The 23,350-nt window shown below is 68.2% G+C and carries 18 protein-coding genes; 9 read left to right on the top strand and 9 right to left on the bottom strand.

The features are described 5' to 3' along the window. Positions 1-11 precede the first annotated feature (11 nt). From ABJK40_RS21810 to ABJK40_RS21785, 6 genes are all read left to right on the top strand, one after another. On the top strand, positions 12-902 hold the full coding sequence (locus ABJK40_RS21810; RefSeq protein WP_348479197.1) for a hypothetical protein: 891 nt from the start codon (positions 12-14) through the stop codon (positions 900-902). Between the two features lie 64 nt (positions 903-966). Beyond that, on the top strand, positions 967-2,175 hold the full coding sequence (locus tag ABJK40_RS21805; RefSeq protein WP_348479196.1) for a hypothetical protein: 1,209 nt from the start codon (positions 967-969) through the stop codon (positions 2,173-2,175). 78 nt (positions 2,176-2,253) lie between these two features. After that, positions 2,254-3,333 carry a Ku protein gene (locus ABJK40_RS21800; RefSeq protein WP_348479195.1) on the top strand — a complete coding sequence of 360 codons (1,080 nt, stop codon included), beginning with the start codon at positions 2,254-2,256 and terminating at the stop codon, positions 3,331-3,333. Beyond that, complete coding sequence (gene ligD / locus ABJK40_RS21795; RefSeq protein ID WP_348479194.1) at positions 3,330-4,232, top strand: non-homologous end-joining DNA ligase; 903 nt, start codon at positions 3,330-3,332, stop codon at positions 4,230-4,232. The genes ABJK40_RS21800 and ligD overlap by 4 nt, the downstream gene beginning before the upstream one ends. Before the next feature lie 129 nt (positions 4,233-4,361). Continuing rightward, on the top strand, positions 4,362-5,942 hold the full coding sequence (locus tag ABJK40_RS21790; RefSeq protein ID WP_348479193.1) for a serine hydrolase domain-containing protein: 1,581 nt from the start codon (positions 4,362-4,364) through the stop codon (positions 5,940-5,942). Between the two features lie 79 nt (positions 5,943-6,021). After that, entirely contained in the window at positions 6,022-7,284 is a 1,263-nt protein-coding gene (locus ABJK40_RS21785; protein ID WP_348479192.1) for an aminotransferase class V-fold PLP-dependent enzyme, read from the top strand. A gap of 19 nt (positions 7,285-7,303) precedes the next feature. Here the strand turns inward: ABJK40_RS21785 and ABJK40_RS21780 are convergent, their stop codons facing one another. The 3 genes from ABJK40_RS21780 to ABJK40_RS21770 form a co-directional block, all read right to left on the bottom strand. Continuing rightward, positions 7,304-8,278 carry an META domain-containing protein gene (locus ABJK40_RS21780; RefSeq protein ID WP_348479191.1) on the bottom strand — a complete coding sequence of 325 codons (975 nt, stop codon included), beginning with the start codon at positions 8,276-8,278 and terminating at the stop codon, positions 7,304-7,306. A 51-nt stretch (positions 8,279-8,329) separates the two neighbouring features. Further along, the gene (locus tag ABJK40_RS21775; protein ID WP_348479190.1) at positions 8,330-9,874 is read right to left on the bottom strand and encodes an AMP-binding protein; all 1,545 of its coding nucleotides are present in this window, start codon (positions 9,872-9,874) and stop codon (positions 8,330-8,332) included. A gap of 73 nt (positions 9,875-9,947) precedes the next feature. Then, entirely contained in the window at positions 9,948-11,351 is a 1,404-nt protein-coding gene (locus ABJK40_RS21770) for an amidase (RefSeq protein WP_348479189.1), read from the bottom strand. A gap of 64 nt (positions 11,352-11,415) precedes the next feature. Here ABJK40_RS21770 and ABJK40_RS21765 point away from each other — a divergent pair, with 64 nt between their 5' ends. Both ABJK40_RS21765 and ABJK40_RS21760 read left to right on the top strand, forming a co-directional pair. Beyond that, positions 11,416-12,234, top strand: a complete 819-nt coding sequence (locus ABJK40_RS21765; protein WP_348479188.1) for a thioesterase family protein — start codon at positions 11,416-11,418, stop codon at positions 12,232-12,234. A 57-nt stretch (positions 12,235-12,291) separates the two neighbouring features. Then, complete coding sequence (locus ABJK40_RS21760) at positions 12,292-13,275, top strand: LLM class F420-dependent oxidoreductase (RefSeq protein ID WP_348510399.1); 984 nt, start codon at positions 12,292-12,294, stop codon at positions 13,273-13,275. A gap of 22 nt (positions 13,276-13,297) precedes the next feature. Here ABJK40_RS21760 and ABJK40_RS21755 read toward each other — a convergent pair whose 3' ends face one another. Further along, positions 13,298-13,543: a hypothetical protein gene (locus ABJK40_RS21755; protein WP_348479186.1), complete on the bottom strand. Its 246-nt coding sequence runs from the start codon at positions 13,541-13,543 to the stop codon at positions 13,298-13,300. 132 nt (positions 13,544-13,675) lie between these two features. After that, positions 13,676-14,848, bottom strand: coding sequence for an acetyl-CoA C-acyltransferase (locus ABJK40_RS21750; RefSeq protein ID WP_348479185.1), 1,173 nt, complete (start codon positions 14,846-14,848; stop codon positions 13,676-13,678). A gap of 143 nt (positions 14,849-14,991) precedes the next feature. Here ABJK40_RS21750 and ABJK40_RS21745 point away from each other — a divergent pair, with 143 nt between their 5' ends. Next, complete coding sequence (locus ABJK40_RS21745) at positions 14,992-15,486, top strand: CinA family protein (protein ID WP_348479184.1); 495 nt, start codon at positions 14,992-14,994, stop codon at positions 15,484-15,486. A gap of 17 nt (positions 15,487-15,503) precedes the next feature. On the opposite strand, the gene ABJK40_RS21740 is transcribed toward ABJK40_RS21745, so the two are convergent. From ABJK40_RS21740 to ABJK40_RS21725, 4 genes are all read right to left on the bottom strand, one after another. Continuing rightward, positions 15,504-16,493: a hypothetical protein gene (locus ABJK40_RS21740; protein ID WP_348479183.1), complete on the bottom strand. Its 990-nt coding sequence runs from the start codon at positions 16,491-16,493 to the stop codon at positions 15,504-15,506. A 12-nt stretch (positions 16,494-16,505) separates the two neighbouring features. After that, on the bottom strand, positions 16,506-17,741 hold the full coding sequence (locus tag ABJK40_RS21735; protein WP_348510398.1) for an RNA polymerase sigma factor: 1,236 nt from the start codon (positions 17,739-17,741) through the stop codon (positions 16,506-16,508). Positions 17,742-17,750: 9 nt separating this feature from the next. Continuing rightward, positions 17,751-18,104 carry a YciI family protein gene (locus tag ABJK40_RS21730; RefSeq protein WP_348479870.1) on the bottom strand — a complete coding sequence of 118 codons (354 nt, stop codon included), beginning with the start codon at positions 18,102-18,104 and terminating at the stop codon, positions 17,751-17,753. Positions 18,105-18,282: 178 nt separating this feature from the next. Next, entirely contained in the window at positions 18,283-23,253 is a 4,971-nt protein-coding gene (locus tag ABJK40_RS21725) for a DNA repair ATPase (protein WP_348479871.1), read from the bottom strand. Positions 23,254-23,350 lie beyond the last annotated feature (97 nt).

Below are 23,350 nucleotides of genomic sequence, written 5' to 3'. Positions count from 1 at the left end.
CGATCGTGACGGTGATCCGACTCGACGCCGCCACCGTGCTGCTGCAGTGGGCAACCGGCGGAATGCTGTTCTGCTGGTTCACCACCCGCCACCGCATCGTCGGACTGGGGTACGGCTGGCTGCTCCGCGGCACCTACTTCTGCTTCGCTGCCGGAGCGTTCGCCGCAGGCCTCGCCTTCGGCCTCGATCCGATCCGCGAGGCGGCGTCGGCGGGCGTGGCCGTTGCGTGCCTCGTCGGCCTCGTGGTGTCGATCGTCCGCAAGGGCGCAGGCGTGTCGGGCCAGGACGCAGAGTTCGACCGTCGATCCGAGCGTGTCGCGGCGATGACGGGCATCGATCGCCAGGTCGCTCCCGACGCGGAGGTGACCCGAGCCGGCGCCGGCGGTTCGTCGACGGCGGGGCCCGAGTTCAACCCGGTCCTCGATCTAATACCGGCGGCGATCGGCATGATCGGCCTGGTCGCCGCCGCCGTCGACGCAGGTGGCAACACCGCAGTCGCCCTGCTCCGCACCATCATCGGAGCCGCCTTCATCGGTGCGATCAGTGACGGCATGCTGCTCGGTCACTGGTATCTCGTCCAGCCCGGGCTGCCGCGGCGTCTGCTCAACGAGATGGTCACCGCACTGGGCTGGCTCTGGCCGCTCGAGGTCGGGGCGCTGCTGCTCCCGACGGGGATGATCAGCGTCTGGCTCGGCACCGTCGACGACGGTTGGGGCGGACTCCTCGGCTGGATGTGGGGGATGTGTGCGATCACCACGATCGTCCTCGTGCTCGTGACGAGAGCGGCGCTGAAGGAGCGGTACTACTCGGCCGTCATGGCGGCGACGGGCCTGCTCTACCTCGCGATCCTCACGGCCTTCGGCACCGACATCGTCGCTCGCGCCGTCCTCGACCAGACCTGAGCGCTCGCAGCGCGCCGCCCGCCCGGTTCACGCGTCGTTCACGCGTGCAACGGATGCTGCTCGGGTGAACAAGCGCACACGACTCTGTACGGGACTGGTCACCGCGATCGGTCTGCTCGCGGCCTGCGGTGGAAGCGGCGGCGAGCCCGTCGCCACCGACGCCGCCGACGACGAGGCGGCGGTCGAGACGACGTCGCCCGCCACCACGCCACCGACGGAGCCACCAGCGACCGAGCCACCAGCGACGGAGCCGTCGACGACCGAGCCGCCCGCCACCGAGCCGCCCTCGACGGAACCGGCATCGGATCGCCCCGACTGGGCATCGGGCGAACTGGCCACCGTGCAGACCGACACCGGCCTGCTCGAACTGCCCGTGGAGCTCGTTCCGTTCTGTGAGTCGAGTCGCTCGTTCTACATCGCGGCGAACGCCGTCGACCTGGTTCGCGACGGTCAGTTCGGTACCTCGCAGCAGTTGTTCGCAGCGTTGGCGGCTGTCATCCCCTCGGTGATCGAGTCGGCACCGTCGGACGAGTTCGCCGCCGAGCCGACGGACGCGCAGGACCAGCTCGCCGTCATCATCCCGGCGTTCGAGGAGGTCGGCTACGACAACACCCGTGCCTCGGAGGTGTCGGATCCGGATGCGCTCCTCGAGGCGGTCCGTGGGTTCACGTCGACGCGCGATTCGTTGCGCACCTTCCTCGTCGACGTCTGCGGTGCCGAGGGTGACGTGCTCGACGAGCAATCGCAGGGAGCCGTCGAGGCAGCCGCAGCAGCTGCGGGTGAGACCATCGAACCCGCCGAACCCGCCGAACCGGTCGCAGCGGCCGCAGGGACCCCGATCACCAACGAGGCGTCGAACATCAGCCTCTCCGTCCCGGTCGACTGGACCGAGACCGAGGAGTCGCTCGAGGACGGCCGGCAACAACTCGTCGCATCGTCCGACATCGACACGTTCTACGGACTGGCGACCCCCGGCGTGCTGATGCTGCGTGGCGAGGGCGGCTTCCGTGACGGCGGATTCGTCGGTCGCGTCCTCGAGTTCCAGGCAGACCTCGAAGGGATCGGATGCACCGTCGTGGCCGAGACCGACTACGACGACGGCGTCTACAGCGGCCAGGAACGCAGCTTCGACTGCGGAACGGACGGACTCGACGTCCGCCTCCTCGGAGGCACGACCGCCGACGAGTCGCTGTACGCGATGCTCCTGCTGATCCACCCGAGCGAGGAGCCGGGCATCCGCCAGTTGATCGTCGACACGTTCCAGGTGGCCTGACCGTCTCGAAGCGACGTCGAGGTCGCGGGAGGCCGGCGGGACGCGGTCGCAGGTGGGCGTGATCGGTAAGGTCTGGACATGGCACGACCCGTCTGGAGTGGCACGATCTCGTTCGGCCTGGTGGCGATCCCGGTCAAGCTCTTCCACGCGGTCCGCAAGAAGTCGGTGTCGTTCAACCAACTCGACGAGCGGAACATGGCGCGCATCCGCTATCGCAAGGTCAACGGCGAGACCGGCGAGGAGGTGGCCGACGAACACATCGTCAAGGCCTACGAGGTCTCCAAGGGCAGCTACATCGTGATCGACCCCGACGAACTCGAGCCGTTCATGCCGGCGGCGACCAAGACGATCGACCTCGAGGAGTTCGTCGACCTCGATCAGATCGACCCGGTGTACTTCGACACCGCCTACCACCTGGCCCCCGACGTCAACGCCAAGCCGTACGCCCTGCTCGCGCGCGCGATGGAGGCGTCGGGCAAGGTCGGCATCGGCCGGTACGTGATGCGCAACAAGCAGTACACGGCTGCGATCCGGGCAGAGGAGGGGAGGCTGGTGATGTCGTCGCTGGCCTATGCCGACGAAGTGGTCGACCCCGCCGAGATCGAGGCGATCGCGGAGCTGGCCGACATCGAGGTGAGCGACAAGGAAGTGCTGATGGCCGAGTCGCTGGTCGAGTCGCTCAGCGCCGACTTCGAGCCGTGGAAGTACCACGACGAGTACTACGAGCAGGTCATGACACTGATCGAGATGAAGCGTGACGGCGAGGAGATGGTCGCCCCGGCGGCGGCCGCCGAGGCGCCGAAGGTGATCGACATCATGGCGGCGCTGGAAGCGAGCGTCGCCGCGGCCAAGGCCTCTCGTGAGAACCACCCGGCGCGTCGCGCTGCGGCCGCCAAGTGGGGAGCAAAGGACCGCGCCGGCTCCGACGAGGAGGAGGCGTCCGAACCCGGCTCGTCAGCGGCGACGAAGTCGACGGCGACGACGACTGCACAGAAGAAGGCGGCAGCGAAGAAGTCCACCGCCGGGAAGGCCGCAGCGAAGAAGACTGCGGCGAAGAAGACCGCGGCGAGGAAGACCACCTCCAAGAAGACCACGGCGAAGAAGACTGCGGCGAAGAAGACTGCGGCGAAGAAGTCGGCGGTGAAGAAGTCGGCGTGAGTCCGCCGACCGTCATCGAGGTCGAGGGGCGTCAGGTCACGCTGACGAACCTCGACAAGGTGCTCTACCCGTCGGGCTTCACCAAGGCCGAGGTGATCGACTACTTCGTGCGGATCGCACCGGTGGCCACGAATCACCTGGCCCACCGGTGCATCACGTTCCGCAGGTTTCCCGACGGGTCCGACCGCGACGGCTTCTTCGAGAAGCGGTGCAATCGACACCGACCCGACTGGGTGCCGGTGTCCCTGGGGCCCGGAGATCGACGCGGCGGGATCGAGTACTGCCGGGTCGAGGACACCGCCACGATGGCATGGGCGGCCAACCTGGCCGCACTCGAACTGCACGCGCCGATGGCGTATGCATCCGATCTCGACACGCCGCGCACGTTGGTGTTCGACTTCGACCCCGGACCCCAGGCGTCCGTGGTCGAGTGCTGCCAGGTGGCGCTCGCGGCGCAGAGCGTTCTCGACGCGGTCGGGCTGAGGGGATGGTGCAAGACGTCCGGCTCGAAGGGGCTGCAGATGTACGTCCCGCTGAACACGCCGACGGCGACCCATCAGGGCGCCGCAGACTTCGCACTCGCCGTCGGCCAGGTGCTCGAGCGTCAACTCGTCGGACGGGTGACCACGGTGATGGCGAAGGTCGAGCGACCGGGGAAGGTGTTCGTCGACTGGAGTCAGAACGCCCACCACAAGACGACGATCGCGCCGTACTCGTTGCGGGCACGAGACCGTCCGACGGTGTCCACCCCGGTGACCTGGGACGAGGTCGATGCATGTGCGTCCGGGCGGCTCGCGCTCGTCTTCGAGTCCGCCGACGTCCTCGAACGCTTGGCCGCCCTGGGCGACCTCTTCGCCCCCGTCCTCACGATCGAGCAGGAGCTCCCCACCACCGGGTGAACCGTGCTCGCGGTGGAACACGGCCGAGGTCTCCGTCGTCGGACCCGGCCGCGATGCCGGCCGTGATGTGGGCGCATTCGCACGGGGTGCCGCACGGGAGGCACCGTCGGGGGTCATCATGGACATCCGATGAGACGACGGATCGCACTCGCCCTCGCGCTCACCGCCGGAGTGTCGGCTGCGTCGTGCGCCGCCGGGCGTGCCGACGACACCGTGTCTCGACCTGTGTCGTCGATTCCCGATGGCGGGAGCGATCGAACACCGTCGTCGGACGACGACGGTGTTCGCGACGGCACAGGCGGTGGCTCCCGGAGCGGAGTCGAGTCGATGCCGACGGACGCCGACGTGGCGCTCGACGACGAAGGAGCGGACAGTGCGAGTGCGGGTGACGCACGATCGACCGGTTCGGCGCCGGATGCGACGACGGACGACGCCACGGTCGGGGACGGCAGCGTCGGAGTCGAGTCGGTCGAGGAGGGCACGGGAGACGTCGGCGCGCCTGCGGCGGGCGACGAGGAGGAGGTCGACGAGGAGGAGGGCGACACCGAGGAACCATCGTTCGACCTCGGGCCCGATGTCGTGCTCGACGTCGACGTGGCTCGGTTCCCAACCGACGATGCCGGTATCGGCGGGGAGCCGACCACGCCGGTGGTCGACGACGCCGGCGGTGCGGCGGGTGACGCGGTCGACGAGGCCCAGGCTCCCGCCGTCTCGGGTTGGTCGGGCGTCGATCGCTTTCTCGAATCGATCCTGATCCGCCCCGGCAACACCGCCGCATCGGTGGCGGTGTCGATCGACGGTGACGTGGTCCACAGCGCTGCGTTCGGCGTGCGCGACCCGATCACCGGTGATCGGGCAGAGCCCCAGGACCGGTTCCGCATCGCGTCGATCTCCAAGCCGATCACGGCGATCACCGTGATGGCCCTCGTGGAGGACGGCGTCATCGGACTCGACGATCCACTCGGCGATGCGATCGCCCGTCACGTCGGGCTCGCCGAGGCGAACGGCGCGTCGGCGAACCTCACCCTGCGGCAGTTGCTGACGCATCGCAGCGGCTTCGGGAAGTACGACGGGACGTTCTTCCGCGGCGGGGCGGCCGACTGCATCGACGCCGCTCGGGCCGGGCTGTCGAGCGGCGTCGGCGGTGGCGGTGGCGGCTACGTCTACAGCAACATGAACTTCTGCGTCGCCGGCCTCGCCATCGAGGCGGTCACCGGCCTCGACTACGAGCAGGCCGTGTACCGATATCTCCTCACGCCACTGGGGATCACCGGGATGCGACTCGCCCCGACCTTCGACCCCGGCCCCGACGAGATCCAGCACGTCACCACGCCGGGTCGGAACTACATGGAGACCCTCGGTGGTGCCGGCGCCTGGGTGGCGACGCCGACCGACCTCGTCACGATCTTCGACTCCCTCGACGTCGATTCCGGTGGGTTCAAGCCGTTGAGTGTGGAGACGGTCCTGGCGATGCTCATCCCGCCGGGCGGAACGCTCGGTCAGCAGGGCTACGGCCTCGGGGTGATCTCCTACGGCGACGACCGCTACGGCCACACCGGGACGATCGAGTCGACCCACGCGATGGTCCTGAACCGAGGAGACGGGGTGATCTGGGCGATCACCGTGGCGGGTCAGTTCCCGGGCGAGTCGACGGCGCTCGAGCGGATCATGAACGACGCGTTCGCAGCCGGTGGCTTCGTCGCCGGCTGACGCTCCTGCGCCGAGAGGAGCGTCTCCTCGCTCTTCGCTCGGAGGGTTCGGAAGTCACGTCGTGTGAGAGGATCGACCGATGACGGAGCTGGGCACACAGGGGCGGCCGGTCGACGAGGTCATCGCCGACCTGACCGAGAAGCAAGCGAACGACGTGAAGTGGGCCGATGGCAAGACCTTCGGCATGGTCTACGACGGAGGGCCGTCGGTCCACGAGGTCGCCGAGCAGGCAGCACGGCTCTACCTGCACGAGAACGCACTGAACACCCAGGCGTTCCCGTCACTCGCGGCGATCCAGCGCGAAGTCGTCGGGTGGACGTCGTCGCTGCTGCACGGAGAACTCCTCGACGAGGGTGCGGCGTCGGGATTCCTCACGAGCGGTGGCACCGAGTCGATCCTCTGTGCGGTGCTCGCAGCTCGCGAGCGGGGAGCCGTCGAACGCGGCGTCACCGAACCCGAGATGGTGCTGCCCGAGACCGCTCACGCCGCCTTCCACAAAGCTGCGCACAACTTCGGTCTCACCGTCCGAACCGCTCCGGTACGCGAGGACTACACCGCCGACGTCGAGGCCATGGAGACGACGGTGAACGCCGACACGGTCCTCGTCGTCGGGTCGGCGCCGCAGTATCCGCAGGGGGTGCAGGACGACATCGCTGCCATCGCTCAGATCGCCATGTCGGTCGACGCGAACTGCCATGTCGATGCATGCATGGGTGGGTTCGTCCTGCCGTTCGCCGAGCGTCTGGGTCGTGAGGTCGAGCCGTGGGACTTCCGGGTCCCGGGCGTCACCACCATCTCGGCGGACATCCACAAGCTCGGCTACGCACCCAAGGGGGTGTCGGTGATCCTGCACCGGTCCAAGGCATCACGTCAGTACCAGACCTTCGTCTTCGACGGTTGGCTCGGTGGGTTCTACGCGTCGCCCAACATGCAGGGCACCCGGTCGGGTCTGCCGATGGCGTGTGCGTGGGCGGTGATGCAACACCTCGGGATCGACGGCTACGTCGAACTGACCCGCCAGACCCTGATCAACGCCGACCGGATGCGGGCCGGGATCATGGCGATCGACGGGGTCCGGGTCCTCGGCAACGGGCAGTTCCACCTCGTCGCGATGGCCGCCGAGCCCGACAGCGGGCTCGACATGTTCGCACTGGGGGACGCACTGCTGCAGCGTGGTTGGTATCACGATCGCCAGACGCCTCCCGACAACCTCCACTCCACCGTGTCGAACACCAACACCGGAGTGATCGACGACTACCTCACCGATCTCGACGCCTGCATTGGCGAGATCGGCGGCACGACCACCGACGACCGCTCGACCACCTACGCGACGCTCGAGTGAGGATGCACTGAGCCGGCGCTCAGCGGTCGAGGCGAGCGAGTTCGTCTCCGGCGGCGTCGTAGCTGACGACGGACCATGGGTCATCGCTGTTTTCGACGACGTCGGCGAACACCCACGCGGTCCCGCCTGGCGCCTCGATCAGCATCAACTCGGTCGGCGCCTGATCACCGGACTCGTACTCGACCCGGGCGGCCTCGCCGTGGGCGACTCCGTAGAGCAGCGCTCCTGAATCGACGGCTCGAAGGTTGGCGTCGAGTGGAGAGTCGGGGCCGATTCCGATGCCGCTGGCGTTGCGTTGGAACGCAGTGATCGACGTGTCGAGCGCTTCGAGGACGCCGCCTTGCCCGCCCGCTGGATCGGTGCCCTCCCACGCGATGCGGTAGACGACCTCGCCGACCCGGCCACTGACGACGATGTCCTGGTCGGTCGGCCCGAACGGGTCGTCCACGAGTTCGAATCGCAGTGCGATGGCATCGTCGGCGGACGTGGCCACCAGTTCGCCGCCGCCGTCGATGTCGACATCGAACGATCCGGTGAGGACCTGTCTGAACGCCTGGGTCAGGTCGTCGTCGCAGGCCCCCGACGTGGATTCTCCGTTGGTGCCGAGTGTGACGGTGGATGCCTCGATGACGACGTCGCTGGAGAAGTCGTTGCACGCGTCGTTGCCCACCAGGGTCAACCCGTCGCGGCACTCGCCGTGATGGCAACCGAAGTCGTCGACGAACTGGAAGCGGGCGCGTCGAAAGATCGATTCCTTCGGAGGGACTTCGACGCCGTCGATACTTGCCGCAGACAGCCACCACACGGGCCCGATGATGGATGCGGCTGCGCCGGTCGTCGCTGGTTGCTCGTCGGGCTCCTGCGGGATCGAGCTCGGGGTGCTCGCAGCGACGCCGGTGGCCGGAGGCGTGGCGGATGGCGAGGCCGCTGACGTGCCGCAGGCAGCTGCCGAGGCGAGGAGGATCGCGATCGTTGTCGCGGTTCGTACAGGCATGCGTGATCTGACGCTTCGCCGTGCGGGGCGGTTCCCCTGACGCTCAGCGGCTCAGTTGATCTGCTTCTCTGCGCCGTGCCAGAAGGGTTCACGGAGCTTGAACTTCTGCAGCTTGCCCGTTGCAGTCCTGGCCAGTTCGTCGCGGAACTCGATCTTCTTCGGGCACTTGTAGCCGGCGAGGAGACCTCGCGTGTGGGCGATCAGTGTCGCCTCGTCGAGGTCGCTGCCCGGAGCGGTGACGACGAGCGCAGTGACCAGTTCGCCCCACTTCTCGTCGGGGATCCCGATCACCGCGACCTCGGTCACGTCGGGGTGCTGGAAGATCGCATCCTCCACCTCGATCGACGACACGTTCTCGCCACCGGAGATGATCACGTCCTTCTTGCGGTCCGAGATCACGACGTAGTGGTCGTCGTCGATCGTCCCGCCGTCGCCGGTGTGGAAGAAACCGTCACGGATGGCCGCATCGGTCTGGTCGGGCTGTTCCCAGTAGCCGGCCATGATCGTGTTGCTGCGCGCCATGATCTCGCCCTCGGCGTCGACGGCCATCGTCGTGCCGAAGCTCGGAGCGCCGGCGCGACTCAGCTTCTGGGCCCGTTCGTGCGGGGTCAGGTCGTCGTACTCGACCCGGTTGCGGTTGATCGTGATGAGCGGCGCCGTCTCGGTGAGACCGTAGATCTGGACGAACTCCCACCCGAGTTCGGTCTCGGTCCGTTCGATCGTCTTCGTCGGTGGGGGAGCGCCGGCGACGACGATGCGCATCGTCCCGCTGCCGGGGATCGGCCTGCCGTCGGCAGCCAGTTCGGCAGCGGCATCGAGGACCGCGTTGAGGACCGCCGGTGCCCCGCAGATCAGGGTGACGCCGTGCTCCTCGACGCGCCGCAGGATCTCGTGACCGTCGATCTTGCGGATGATGACGTGCCGGCCACCCATGGCGCTGACGGCGTACAGCATCCCCCAGCCGTTGCAGTGGAACTGGGGCAGTGTGTGCAGATACACGTCACGGTCCGACACGCCCATGTGCCACCCGAACGTGGTTGCGTTGATCCACAGGTTGCGGTGCGTCAGCTGCACACCCTTCGGCCGTGCCGTCGTCCCCGACGTGTAGTTGATCGTGGCGGTGGCGTCCTCGTCGGGCTCCCATCCGACGGGCTCGGTGTCGAACTTCATGAGGACCGCGTCGGACTCCGCTCCGATGATCATCGTGCGCTCGCACTCGACGTCGGCGAGCGCATCGGCGAGTTCGGGATCGACGAGCAGCAGTCGGGCTCCGGAGTGCTCGACGATGTACTTCACCTCGGCGGCGACGAGTCGGAAGTTGATCGGCACCAGGACGCGCCCCGACCCCGACACTCCGAACAGGGCGGTGAGCAGTCGGGCCGAGTTGTGGCTGACCATGGCGACCCGTTCGCCGACGCCGATGCCCAGTTCGTCGAGGCCCGCGGCGATCGCTCTCGCGCGTCGCGCCATCTCGCGATAGTCGATCGACCCCCAGGACTCTGCGGGTTGGTCGGGCTCGTCGACGACGGCGACGCGGTCGGGGTAGACGAGTTCGGCCCGGCGGATGAAGTCAGTGACGGTGAGTGCGACCTTCATGCCCGACACCGTAAGTCATCGAGACGTTCGGACCGTCATGGTCGTCGTCGGTCGCGTGAGCAGCAGCAACCGGTCAGGTGGTCAGGCTCGTCAGAGGCCAGGGTCGGTTCTGCTCCATCGTGCGAGCCAGGTCGAGCAGCAGCGGTTCGCTGAAGTGGCGACCGACGATCTGCAGTCCGATCGGGAGGCCGTCGAGCTGACCCGCGGGAACCGAGATCGCCGGGTTGCCGTGGAGGTTCGCCGGGAAGGTGAGTTGGCCGTTGTTGCCCATCCCGGCCTCGATCCCGCCGAACACCGAGGCCAACGGGCCGTTCGCGTCGAAGGCCACGTCGGGGTTGGACGCCGTGATGACGAAGTCGACACCGTCGACCGGGTCGAAGATCTTCGCCATCGCTTGATTGACCTCGGTCCGCCGACGCTCGATCCGAGCCCGACCCTCCTCGCTGTACTTGCCGTCGGTCGACGCGAGTCCGAACTTCATCTCGGGGGTGAGGTCGTCGGCGCAGTCGGGGTAGAGGTCGCCGAGGGCGGCCCGGATCTCGATCATCCCCGAGATCGACCAGGCTCCACCCATCCGCGGGACGTGGGTGTCGACGTCATCGGTGCGGGTCATCGAGACGTCGGCGATCAGCTGTGTCGCCGCCTCCTCCAGGAGTTCCCACATCACCGGCGACACCACCGCTCCGCCCCAGTCCGGGACGACGGCGACCCGTGCTCCGCGCAACGCGTCTCCGTGGGAGCCGAGGCCGCGCTCCCAGCCTTCGACCCGGGGAAGACTCAGCGGGTCGGTCGGGTCGTGGCCGTTGCACACGTCGAACCAGCGAGCGGTGTCACGGACCGAGCGAGCCATGCAGCCCGTCGTCACGGTGAGGTTCCCGTACTGCGTGTTCGGACCGAGGGGGATGCGTCCGAACGTCGCCTTCAGGCCGACGAGCCCGGTGAACCCACACGGAATCCGGATCGAGCCTCCGCCATCGCCACCGGTGGCGATCGGCAGCAGGCCACCTGCGACCACGGACGCCGATCCGCCCGACGACCCGCCCGGCGTGCGCCCGTGTTGCCAGGGATTGTGTGTGGCGCCGTGGAGCACCGTGCGCGTGAGGTTGACACCACCGAACTCGCTGGACGTGCACTGAGCCGCGAGGACCGCCCCGCCGAGGCGACGGATGCGGTCGACCTGCGTGGTGGTGATCTTCCCGACGTGGTCCTTCAGCGGAACCGATGCCTCGTCGTTGGGCCATCCTTCGACCTCGTTGAGTGATTTCACCCCGATCGGCACGCCACCGAACGGCTTGGACACGTCGGCCGCAACGGCGTCGGCGCGTGCTGCGTCACGATCGGTGAAGCACACGGCGTTCAGGTCGCTCGCGTCGATCGCTTCGTATGCCGCGTCGAGTTCCTCGATCGGTGACCGCTCGCCCGAGCGGAAGGCCTCCACGAGTCCGACCGCATCGCCCTGCCAGGTGTCTGTCGTCATGGTCGGACCGTACAGAACATCGCGCCGGTGCTCGCGACCGGCGCGCTCTACGATCGAACCCGCCATGGACTCGCGAAGCTTTCTCGGACTCGAATCGACGCACAACCGCTTTCGCTGGAAGCTGCCGGTGACGCGCAAGATCTCGGTGAACGAAGGGTTCATGTTCGGCGGGTGCGGCCTCGCCGCGGCGATCTCGGCTCTCGAAGGCACGTCGGGGCGACGATGCGTGTGGGCGACCGCTCAGTACCTGTCCTACACGCAGCTCGGCGACGTGGTGGACATCGACGTCACGATCGCCGTCGACGGCCGCTCGATCACGCAGGCCCGAGCGGTGTGCCACGTCGCCGATCGCGAGATCCTCACGGTGAACGCAGCCCTCGGTGACCGTGACTTCGAGGCGAGCGGTCAGTGGGAGTCGATGCCGGTCGATCTCCCCGCACCGCTCTCGTTGCCGCGCAGACCGACCTCGACCGACGGTGAGGGGACCATCACCGCACAACTCGACCAGCGGATGGTCAAGGGCGTGGAGTGGGACGACCTCGCCACGCGGCCGAAGGACGTGGTGCAGGGAGACGGCCAGACGCTGATGTGGGCGCGGATTCCCGAGGTGATCGCCGACGTCGACGCCGTCACGCTGGCGATCCTCGGCGATTTCGTGCCGATGGGGGTCGGTCAGGCGCTCGGACGGCGTGGTGGTGGGAACAGCCTCGACAACACGCTGCGGGTCGGCCGGATGGTGCCGACCGACTGGGTTCTGATGGACATCCGCATCCATGCCGTCGAGCGCGGATTCGGCCACGGCCTGGTCCACATGTTCGCCGAGGACGGCACGCTGCTGGCCACCGCGAGTCAGAGCGTGATCGCCCGCCTCCGCGACGTCTGATCGGTCACGTCTCGGAGCGAATCGGGCCGGGATCGGTCCGATGCGTAGGGTCGGGAGATGGCACTTCCCCACCGTCCTGGCATGACCGTCCCGCTCCCGGGGCCGCTGCACTCGCACGAGGCCAAGCTGCACGAACTGGCCGACCTCGGCTACACCGACATCTGGTCGGCCGAGGCGGACGGCGCCGACGCCTTCACCCCGCTGTCGATGGCGGCGGCGTGGGAACCGCGACTCCGTCTGGGGACGGCGATCGTTCCCGCCTACACGCGTTCGCCTGCGCTGTTCGCTCAGAGCGTGGCGTCCCTCGCCGACGCCGCACCCGGCCGATTCGCGATCGGTGTCGGCTCGTCGAGCAACGTGATCGTGGAGCGGTGGAACGGCATCCCGTTCGAGGAGCCGTACAAGAAGGTCCGAGACGTCGTCCGGTTCCTCAACGACGCCCTCGGCGGCGAGAAGGTCAAGCACGAGTACGACACGTTCGCGGTCGACGGGTTCCGTCTCGGCATCGTCCCGGAGCAGAAGCCGCAGATCCTCGTCGCTGCGCTGCGCGAGGGGATGTTGCGCCTCGCCGGCCGCGAGGCCGACGGGGCGATCGTCAACTGGTTGTCGGCGGACGACGTCGCGACGGTAGCCCCGATCGTGCACGAGGCCGGCGACGGCTCGGACAAGGAGATCGTGTGTCGTATCTTCTGCTGCCCGAGTGAGAACAGCGACGTGGTGCGCGCCGCCGCACGCTTCGCGATCGCTGCCTACCTCAACGTCCCGGTCTACGCGGCCTTCCACGAATGGATGGGGCGAGGGGATGCGCTCGGTGGCATGTGGGACGCATGGAAGGCGGGGGACCGCAAGGCGGCGCTCGGTGAGATCCCCGACGAGGTCGTCGACGACCTGATCATCCACGGCTCGCCGGCCGAGTGCCGCCGGAAGATCCAGGCCTACTTCGACAACGGTGTGACCACGAGTTCGCTCGCGATCCTCCCGCTCGACCCCGAACTGAACCACTGGCAGGCAGTACGCGACCTGGCTCCCTCGGCGGGCTGAGTCCACCCGCAGCCGGAGGCCGTCAGGCTGCGTGGGAGTGGCGGTGCGGAAGCGGTCGTGCCTGCGCCGCGGCCTGGCGGGCCTGGGCGTCGGCGAGTTGACGACGGATCTGGGCGACGTGGGCGAGGCCGCGTTGCCGGGTGGTCCTGGACAGACGGAACTGCGTCGGAGCCTTCGACTCGGCGAGTTCCCGATCGGTCGGGGAATCCGAGAGCAGCGTGAGCTGCTGGGGTGCGGTGCGCTCGTTGCGGGTGGCGGTGGAGGTCATGCACTCCATTGAAGCGAAGGGGTACTCCAGAGTTTCTGGAGTCGCGAAACCCCTGCTCAGCGATGGTGTACGAGCGAACGGACGCGGAAAGGGCCGGCCCGCCGAAGCGAACCGGCCCTCCTGCGGATCGGATCAGTAGATCTCGATGAGTCCGGCGGCGCCCATGCCGCCACCCACGCACATCGTGACGACGCCGTACTTGGCGCCCCGACGCTTTCCTTCCTGCAGGATGTGGCCGGCGCAACGCGTGCCGGTCATGCCGAAGGGGTGGCCGATGGCGATCGAGCCACCGTTGACGTTGTACTTCTCGGGGTCGATGCCGAGCGTGTCACGGCTGTACAGGCACTGCGACGCGAACGCTTCGTTGAGTTCCCAGATGTCGATGTCGTCGACGGTGAGGCCGTGGCGCTCGAGCAGCTTGGGCACGGCGTAGATCGGGCCGATGCCCATCTCGTCGGGCTCGCAACCGGCCACTGCCCAGCCCTTGAAGGCGCCGAGCGGCTCGATGTCGCGCCTGGAGGCCTCGGCGTCGGACATCATCACCACGGCTGCGGCGCCGTCGGAGAGCTGAGAGGCGTTGCCGGCGGTGATGTAGTTGCCCTCGCCGCGGACCGGGCCGAGCTGGGACAGCCCTTCGAGGGTGGTGGTCGGACGGTTGCACTCGTCCTTGTCGACCACGTAGTCGACGATGGTCTCCTCCTTGGTCTCGCGGTCGACGAGCTTCATCTTCGTCTCCATCGGAACGATCTCGTCGACGAACAGTTCGTTCTCCTGCGCCTTGGCCATGCGCATCTGCGACTCGAAGGAGTACTCGTCCTGGGACTCGCGCGACACGCCGTAGCGCTCCGCCACGATGTCGGCGGTCTCGATCATCGCCATGAAGATCGCCGGGTACTGCTCGGTGAGAGCGGGATCGACGCCACCGAGGCTGTCGAGGCCACCTCCGGGCATCGTGATCGATTCCACGCCCGCAGCGACCGACACGTCGGCCTCGCCCATCTTGATGTGGTTCGCAGCGATGGCGATCGAGTTCAGGCCCGAGGAGCAGTGACGCTGGATGGTGTTGCCGCTCACCGTGGTGGGGAGCCCGGCGAGCAGCGCAGCGAGGCGTCCGAGGTTGCCGGCGCCGTGGGCACCGTTGCCGAGGTTGACGTCCTCGACGGCTTCGGGTTCGACGCCCGACTTGGCGACGGCGTGCTTGATGGCGTGCGCAGCCATCGACATCGCCGGGGTCATGTTGAACCCGCCGCGACCGGCCTTGGCCAACCCGGTACGGGCATAGGAAACGAACACTGCTTCGGGCATCTCGGAACTCCTGGAATCTTCGTCACGAACTCGGATCGTTCGGCGACGGGTGTGCCACGACGCTACCGACCCCGTCCGACCGGCGACCAATCCCGTGTGTTGCGTTACCTTCCGCAGATGCCACGCGACGACGGAACCACTCGATGAGCCTGCTTCCCTCGGCGCTGCTCGACGCCGGAGCGAAGTGCGGCGAACTGCTCCGGCGACGCGGCGAGACGGTGGCGGTCGCCGAGGGAAGCGCCGGCGGCCTCACCTCCGCTGCACTGCTCGCCGTGCCCGGCGCGTCGGCCTTCTACCTCGGTGGCAGCGTGATCTACACCCGCAACGCGCTCGACGGGATGCTCACCGGTCCCGTCGAACGACCACATCGGCTCCGAGGGGCATCCGAACCGTGGGCGATCCACCTGGCACGCGCCACGCGGATCCATCTCCGTGCCACGTGGGGAGTCGGCGAGGGCGGTGCCACCGGCCCCTCCGGCAATCCCTACGGCGACCCGCCCGGTCACGCGTGGGTCGCCGTGAGCGGCCCGACCGAGACCGCCCGACACGTGCTCACGGGCGACGACGATCGCCTCGCGAACATGGTGGCCTTCGCCACCACCGCACTCGAACTCCTCGCCGACGAACTGGCTGGTTGACCTGCCCGTTCGAGGTGTCACCCGATGACCGGTCCGGTGTCGACCACTTCGAAGGCCGTGCCGGGGATGTCCTTCAACTGGTCGAGGTCGCCGTCGTCCCACCGCGGATCGTGGGATCCCTGGAAGAACCAGTTGGATCCGTTGTCGGCGACGATCAGGCCGTAGCGCTGCATCGCCGTGGCGATCACGAGCGCCTGCCCGGTGAGACCGCTCAGGTCGGCGTCGGCACGGAGTCGGAGGCGGAGCCCCATCGGCGGGAGGTCGGGGTCGGTCGAACTGGATGCGAAGTGGGTTGCCGGGAGGATGTATCCGCGCTGCGTCCGACTCATCGTCACCCGGATCGCGTGCCTGATCTCGCCGTCGGCGACCTCGTCGTAACGGACGAGGCCGGGGAAGATCGCGAGTCCGGCGGCGTCGGCGCTGGTCCAACCCATCGGGCGGAGTGCGTTCGACCGGAGATCGAACCGCGCACCGGACTCGGCAGTCCAGCCCGCTCCGGCACGGCGTGCGACGTACAACTCGAAGAGCTCACAGGTACCGGTCTGCAGTGCGATCACGTGACGATCTCCGGTGGTCGCACCGGGTTCGCCCTCGACACGTGCTCCGAGAGGAATCGGGAACGGTCCGGGATCGCTCTCGTCGCCGTACGCGTCGTAGACGATCGGCACGCGCTCCTGATCGCCACCGACCACCACGTACGGGATGCCGTAGTTCGGGTTCTCGCCGAAGTCGGGATGGAGATCGTCGCTGCCCGTCGCCTGGATCTTCGCGATGATCCGGTTGCTGCGCGCGTGCACGGGGAACCCCGAGATGTCCTGGTTCCACGGGTTGTCGGCGGGAAACACCGGGCATCCGCCGACGGTCGGACCGGTCGTCGGCGGAGCGCGACGAACGGCGCGTTCGGTGGCACGCGCCGATCCGTCGATGGTGTCCGGGAACGTCGCACTGGCGACGCTCCACACGCAGACGGCGACGAGCACCGAACCGAGAGTCACCGAGCGCTTCATGCGCCCGCGACACTACGAGGTCCGAGGAGTCGGGTGTTCGCTTCGACGGAGCATCATCCAGCGACGCTCGGCCTCGTTGCTCGTGAGGGAGATCGCCCGGTCGTAGGCGGCGTGTGCCTCGTCGACCCGACCCAGCTTGACCAGCAGCGCGGCTCGCGACGAGTGGAGGTACGAGTAGTCGTCGAGTTCCCCGACGAGTTGGTCCATCAGCGCCAGACCGGTGGCGCTGCCCTCGCTCCAGGCGAGTGCGGCTGCCTGGTTCAGCCGCAGGACCGGTGAGTCGTGCAGGGCGATCAGCGCACCGTACAGACCGGCGATGCGAGCCCACGGGGTCTCCTCGACCGACGGAGACCGGGCGTGCAGGCCGGCGATCGACCCCATCAGTCGGTACGGCCCGACGCCTTCGAGCGACGCACTCCGAGCGAGGTGCGCGAGACCTCGCGCCACCTTGGCGGAGTCCCACGTCGAACGATCCTGATCCTCGAGGAGCACCGGCAGTCCGTCCGCGTCGGTGCGTGCCGATCGGCGTGAATCGGTCAACAGGATCAGACCTGCGAGGCCGTGTACCTCACCGTCGTCGGGTGCCAGTCCGCAGAGCAGTTCCGACAACCACACCGCCTCGTCGCACAACGAACCGCGTACGAGATCGGACCCGACCGAACTCGCATAGCCCTCGTTGAACACGGCGTAGATCACACCACACACCGCGGTGAGGCGCTCGGGGAGACGGTGCCGGTCCGGGATGTCGAACGGGACACCGGCCGCGGAGATCTTCGCCTTGGCACGTGTCAGTCGCTTCTTCATGGTCTCGCTCGGAACCATGAACGAGTGGGCGATCTGCTCGGTCGTGAGCCCGCACACGTACCGCAACGTGAGCGCGACCTGCGCTTCGGCGTCGAGTGCCGGGTGGGCGCACCCTGCGATCAGCGCGAGTTGGTCATCGCCCAGCCGCTCGTCGCCGTGGCTCGGCGGGTCGTCGAGTTCGGCGGCCAGACCGGGAAGTCGCTCGTCGAAACGCCGCTGCCGCCGGATCCGGTCGATCGCCTTGCGACGTGCCGTCGTGAGCAACCACGCACCGGGACTCCGTGGAGGGCCGTCGGTCCGCCAGCGGACCGACGCCTCCACGAACGCCTCGGACACCACGTCCTCGGCGAGTTGCAGACTCCGGGTCTCCCTCAGCAGCGTCGCGACCAGAGGCGCCCATTCGGTCCGAAAGGCGTGGTCGACCGGGGAGATCCGGGCGCGCATGGTGACTCGTCAGCCGTCGAATTCCATGATCGGTCGGATCTCGACCGAACCGGTCGGAGCGTTCGGAACCTTCGCCGCCCACTCGATCGCTTCGTCGAGGTCGGCGGCCTCAACGATGTAGAACCCGCCGAGCGTCTCCTTCGTCTCGGCGAAGGGGCCGTCGACGGTGACGGTCCTGCCGTCTCGGACCCTGACGGTCGTGGCGGTCTCCACCGGATTCAACGCCTCGCCACCCAGGTTCTTGCCGGACGCCGTGAGTTCATCGGTGAACGTGAACCACTGCTGCATCTCGAGATCCATCTCGGGGGTGCCCATCTCGGCACCGTTGGTCGGGTCGTCGTAGAGGAGGAATGCGTACTTCATGATCGGATCCTGTCTGTCGTGATCGGGTGTCTCCCGATTCAACTACACGACGAACGACCGAGGCGACGAGGGACACGTCAGGCGAAGATGTCGGCGACCCAGGGGTGGAATTCGTGCAGCTGAACCCGCCGAGCGAGCCGCAACGCACACGTTGCGGGTGGCGTGACGGACCGAGCGGTCAGACGCCGGGGGCGGGGTGGTCGGGGTCGTGCAGCACGGCGCCGGTGAGGCGGTCGAGTGCGCCGACCACGCGTCCCACGCCGTCGGCGGCTGCGGCTCGGGCGCCGGCGCGATCGAGGATCTCCTGCCAGCGAGCGGCCTCGGCGGCGGTCGAGCGGCCGGTGAGCGACTTGTAGGCGAGCAGGTTCTGTTCTGCCTTGTCGGTGAGGGTCTGGGCCTCGGAGGTGTAGTGGTCGTCGACGACCATGTCGAGTTCGGCCTCGGTCATCACGGGCACCACCCGACTCGCGATGCGGGCCATGTTGCGGTACGAGCCCTGGAGGAGGAACGGCGGCGCGACCCGGTCCTCGTCGGCCGTGGCCGCCGATGCGATGTAGGACGCGTTGACCTTCAGCAGCACCTCCTGGGCACGACGCAGCATGGACACGGCACGAACCGTCCCATCGAGTTCGGCGCCGTCCCAGGCGTGCTCCAGGCCACTCGTCTCGACCGGTGCGCGGCCCGCCGCCATCTGCAGCACCGGAGCGAGGTCGTCGAGCAGCTTCGACGCGTGCGGCGCGATGGTCGGACACGCGGTGAGTGAGTTCTCGATGTAGGAGCGGGCGAATGCCTCGCCGTGTTCGCCCGACACGTCGCCGAGGTTGAACACGTCGGAACGGTTGACGAGCATGTCGGGCATCTCGAAGCGCCCGCCGCCAGTGGTGTACGGGTTGCCTGCCATGACCACGCAGAACCGCTTGCCGCGCAGGTCGAACGTGGTCGGCTCGCCGTCGACGACCCCCTCGATCCGCCGGGTCGCATCGGCCAGCGGGATGAACCGGGACAGCAGGACGGGGGAGGTGTGCTGGATGTCGTCGACGTACAGCATCACGTTGCGACCCATCCGGAACGCCAGGTTGACCTTCTCGATCTCGGCGCGGGCGGCCGCATTCGGGGCATCGGCGGGGTCGAGGCTGGTCGTGTCGTGGCCGAGCGCCGGGCCGTTCACCTTCACGATCAGCAGGCCCAACCGGTCGGCGATCCACTCCATCAGCGTCGTCTTGCCGTACCCGGGGGGCGACACGACGACGAGGAGGCCCTGACGTGCCACGTCGGTCGGATCGACCGTGCCGAGCTGTCGACCGAGGTTCGGGCCGAACAGCGGGAGCAGTGCGGTGTCGATCAGCGTGTTGCGCACGAAGCCCGACATGACCTGGGGTCGGTGTTCGTCGAGCTTGACGACTGCGCTCTGGCGATCCACCACCCGGCGCCGCGCCTCGGAGTAGGCCGGCCACCGCGACTGCATCTCGGCGAACAGGGCGCCCGCTCCTTCGGCGAGTTCGTCGGTCCGGGTGACGAGCTGCCCGTCGACGAGACGCGGATGGTCGGCCACGAGCCCGGTCACCGTGATCGCCCCGCCCTGGTTCGCCGTCCGCACGGCGAGGTCCGGCGTGGCCAACATCGACGCAGCCTCGGCCACGTCGAACTCCCGATCGGCTCGTGACGGATCGGCGGCCACGAAAGCCGCGACCCAGTCCTGGGCAAGAACGAACCGCTCCACCGCATCGGCCTCCGAAGCGAGTGCCACGTGCAGCTCGGCCACGCCGTCCTTGCCGAGATCTTTCTGCATCTCCCCGACGAGCGATGTGGCCGCCGAAGACGCGATGACCTCCGGGCCGACCGCGAGTTCGTCGATCAGGTAGTCGGCTGCGCGCTCGATCTCGATCGGCCCGAACACGGCTCGGTGCGTCTCGGGCGCCGACGACGCTGCGACGAACTGTTCGATCTCGTGCGCTGCCTCCTCGGCCAGGCGGCGTGCCGGTCCAGTGGCACCGAGTCGCTGGGCGGCGGTCTCGGCGGCCTTCGCCTTCGCGACCCAGCCATCGAGGGCAGGGGAGGAGAGTTGCGACAGCCAGAGCCGGGCGAGGCCGCGGACGGTGCCGGTGTAGCGCAGGAGCGGCTCGGCTTCGAGTGCAGGCATCACGGCGGAGAGGATGCGTGCTGCATCCTGGTCGTGGACGCCACGCTGATAGCCGTCGCCGTGCCGGCGTTCGGCCTCGGCCTGACACAGCTCGTTCATCTTCGCCGGGTTCGCGGTGGCCGCCAGGAGTTCGGTGAGTCCGCCCGGCCGGTCGGTCATCGTCTCGAGGACCGCCCACGCCAGGTACTCGCTGCGTGAGACGCCGCGGGCGCCGGACGTCTCGGACGGGAAGGTGCGACCGAGCAGATCCTCGAACCCGGAGAGTTCGGCGCTGACGTCGGCCGAGAAGTCGGTGCCGGTGATGGTCGCCGCGACGGTGTCGTTGCCCTGCGGGTCCGTGCGCGAGGACAGAACCATCTCGAAGGGTTGGTTGTTCTGTGCGAGCCGCACGCCACCGAGCACCACCGCGCCGTCGTCGGACACCAGGGCGGCCTTGTCGCGGATGCGACGGCGTGCTTCCTCGGCGGCGTCGCGGAGGCCACTGCGCACCTCGGCAGCGCGACCGGCGTCGTCGAGCGACTCCAACTCGTCGGCGAGTTCACGCACCCGGGAGGTGAGCTGGTCGGTCGCGAAGAACGATGCGATCTCCTTGTCGTCGGCGAACTCGCTCGCACGACGGGTGACGGTCGCGAGGAGTCGGGTGGCGGCGTCCACGATGCGGGTGGCGCGCCGGTTGCGTTCGTCGAGGAGCGCGGTGCGCCGCTCGCCGACGACCTCGTGCGCTGTGGCGCGCACCTCGGCGATGGACGCGCTGGCGTCGGGGTCGTCGCCGTAGCGGGACTCCAACCGTTCGATCGTGACGAGCAGTCGGGCGAGCACGGAGTCGCACTCGTCGGGTGTGCCGGCACCGGCGACCGAGCCGTTCAAGGTCTGCTCGACGAGTGCGAGTTCGGCGTCGAACGCGGCCTCGGCCTCCTTGGCTCCGAGGTTGCGTCGTTTCGAGTCGAGCTGCGCAGTGACCCGGTTGGCGGATCCTGCGACCTCCGAGACGCTGCGCACGATCGTGGTGCGCACCGTCGGGTCGCCTCCTTCGAGCGCCGACACCGTGTCGATCACCGCGTCGAGGTCGTTGCCGATCGACTGGAGCCGTCGACCGATCTCGTCCAGGTGCGCCGATGTCGTCGCGTCCGTCACGCCCGCTTCCGCCGAGGCGATCTCGGACTCGAGCGAGGCGAATGCACCGGGTCGTGACAACACGTCGACGGCGCGCGTGGACAGTTCGGCCACACCTGCGTCCAGCTCACCGATGAGTTCCTCGACGCGACCGGTGTCGATCGAGTCGATGTCGGCGACGACGGACATCTCACCTCGTGCCCGGCGCAACTGCCCGAGTGCGCCCACCACCTGGTCGGGGGTCGAGGCGGTCGAGATGCCGTTGAGCACCTGGCGGACCGATGTCTCGGCGGCGGCGAGCGAGCCGCGCGCAGCGGAGCGTTTGCGCTCGACCAGTTTGTGTTCGTCGAGCAACTGGCCCGCCGTGGTGAGCACCTCGTGCGCTGCGGCGTGGAGACCTGCGGCCTCGGGGTCGACGAACCAGAGGTGCTGATCCATCGATCGGCGGGTCGCCGAGGCGAGTCCTTCCCACGACCGGGCGGTCGGTTGCTCGTCACGGCTGAGTCGCACCACGTCGTAGACGTCGCCGAGGCCTGCCACGAGCGAGGCGTTCCCCACACGTTGCATCCACGGGTTGTCGTCACCCGCATCGGGGACGTGGTCGGCGTCGGCGAACGGCGTTCTCCACCACTGGATCGGGTGGATCTTCGCCGAATCGGCGTCGACGCCCTGGTCGCGGAACAGGACCATCGACCCATCGGCGAACGTGGCGAAACCGTGTGCGGTGATGACCTGTGCGACCTGGCGTTTCACCAGGTTGTAGGGCATCAGCAGATAGGTGCCCGTCTCACGCCGGTGGAACACGTACAGGACGTCCTCACCGTTGGGTGAGGCGATCGTCTCCTCGAACTGGAGGCCGTCGACGTCGACGTCGAACACGCGGGTGCCGGTCGACGTGAGATGGAAGCCGCCCGGGAACACGACGCCCTCGCCGCCCGGCAGGAGCCGTGACGCGACACCTGCGGCATCGACGCGTTGACCCGACCGACTGCGTCGGGAGAAGACGTACGTCCGCGGCGCCTCCTCGTACAGGCGGACGCGGATCAGCAGGATGTCGCCGATCGTCAGGTGGTCGACGGAGATGTCGGCGAGCGACTGGCCGACGTTCGTGACGGGTTCGTCGATCTCGGCGTGCGAGCCGCCCTGCCCCGTCTCGACGCGCAGTTGGAGTCGGCCGCGGCGGAATCCGACGAACACCTCGTCCTTGATCGACACGACCGGGTACGCACCCGCACGCTGATCCTCTCGAGTCGCTGCGGTCCATTCCTGGTCGTGCGCAGGCGGCCACGTGTAGTCACGGTCTCCACGGGCATCGACGAACGTGGCCGTTCGTGACGCACCGTCGCCGCTGAGCGTCCATCGGAACGCGCGGACGTCGTCCACGCGGTCGCCGACCTGGAACACTGCCAAGAGCTGGTTCTGGGTGGTGCGCAGGTCGGTGAACCGACTCTTGCCGAAGAACCGCACGAGCTTGTCGAACTCGCTGCGGAACTCGGGATCGGCCAGGAAGTTGCGCGGATCGTCGTCGGCGACGGGGGTCAGGGTCGGCTGATCGGTGGAGACCTCGCTCGCCGCGTACAACGCGAACACCTGCTCGGGTCGTTGGATGCTCAATTCGACGTCGATGTTGAAGCCGAGCAGCAACAGGTCGCCGATCCGAGCGATGTCGCGCGGCAGGCAGGCCAGATCGGTGGCGAGACGATCCGCACCGGTCAGCGCGAGATCGACCGAGCCGAAGGCCTCGATGCGGGCCGCGTCGATCCCGAGGGCGATCTGTTCGAGCTCGCTCGCCTGGCCGGCGAGTCGTCGACGCAGCAGGTCGTAGGACCCGCCCCGCAGCGTCTGCTCGGGAGCGGCATCACCCTGCGGTGTCTCGGTGGTGGAGGTGTCAGTCATGGTGTGGGAGGGGTCTGACCCACTCCACACCATCGAGGTGCGGAGCGGGGTCGTGCGCCTCGGGTGTGGAGTGGGTCAGACCCCTCCCACACCCGGG

This window comes from Ilumatobacter sp., assembly GCF_039969435.1.
Lineage (GTDB): Bacteria > Actinomycetota > Acidimicrobiia > Acidimicrobiales > Ilumatobacteraceae > Ilumatobacter_A.
The sequence above is the reverse complement of the archived record's forward strand: the minus strand, read 5'-3'. Positions and strand labels throughout refer to the sequence as shown.

Bases quoted from the DNA above. Each gene is read 5' to 3' on its own strand.
- ABJK40_RS21800 (WP_348479195.1), top strand. From the start codon at position 2,254: ATGGCACGACCCGTCTGGAGTGGCACGATCTCGTTCGGCCTGGTGGCG.
- ABJK40_RS21790 (WP_348479193.1), top strand. From the start codon at position 4,362: ATGAGACGACGGATCGCACTCGCCCTCGCGCTCACCGCCGGAGTGTCG.
- ABJK40_RS21785 (WP_348479192.1), top strand. From the start codon at position 6,022: ATGACGGAGCTGGGCACACAGGGGCGGCCGGTCGACGAGGTCATCGCC.
- ABJK40_RS21780 (WP_348479191.1), bottom strand. From the start codon at position 8,278: ATGCCTGTACGAACCGCGACAACGATCGCGATCCTCCTCGCCTCGGCA.
- ABJK40_RS21775 (WP_348479190.1), bottom strand. From the start codon at position 9,874: ATGAAGGTCGCACTCACCGTCACTGACTTCATCCGCCGGGCCGAACTC.
- ABJK40_RS21770 (WP_348479189.1), bottom strand. From the start codon at position 11,351: ATGACGACAGACACCTGGCAGGGCGATGCGGTCGGACTCGTGGAGGCC.
- ABJK40_RS21765 (WP_348479188.1), top strand. From the start codon at position 11,416: ATGGACTCGCGAAGCTTTCTCGGACTCGAATCGACGCACAACCGCTTT.
- ABJK40_RS21760 (WP_348510399.1), top strand. From the start codon at position 12,292: ATGGCACTTCCCCACCGTCCTGGCATGACCGTCCCGCTCCCGGGGCCG.
- ABJK40_RS21755 (WP_348479186.1), bottom strand. From the start codon at position 13,543: ATGACCTCCACCGCCACCCGCAACGAGCGCACCGCACCCCAGCAGCTC.
- ABJK40_RS21750 (WP_348479185.1), bottom strand. From the start codon at position 14,848: ATGCCCGAAGCAGTGTTCGTTTCCTATGCCCGTACCGGGTTGGCCAAG.
- ABJK40_RS21745 (WP_348479184.1), top strand. From the start codon at position 14,992: ATGAGCCTGCTTCCCTCGGCGCTGCTCGACGCCGGAGCGAAGTGCGGC.
- ABJK40_RS21740 (WP_348479183.1), bottom strand. From the start codon at position 16,493: ATGAAGCGCTCGGTGACTCTCGGTTCGGTGCTCGTCGCCGTCTGCGTG.
- ABJK40_RS21735 (WP_348510398.1), bottom strand. From the start codon at position 17,741: ATGCGCGCCCGGATCTCCCCGGTCGACCACGCCTTTCGGACCGAATGG.
- ABJK40_RS21730 (WP_348479870.1), bottom strand. From the start codon at position 18,104: ATGAAGTACGCATTCCTCCTCTACGACGACCCGACCAACGGTGCCGAG.
- ABJK40_RS21725 (WP_348479871.1), bottom strand. From the start codon at position 23,253: ATGACTGACACCTCCACCACCGAGACACCGCAGGGTGATGCCGCTCCC.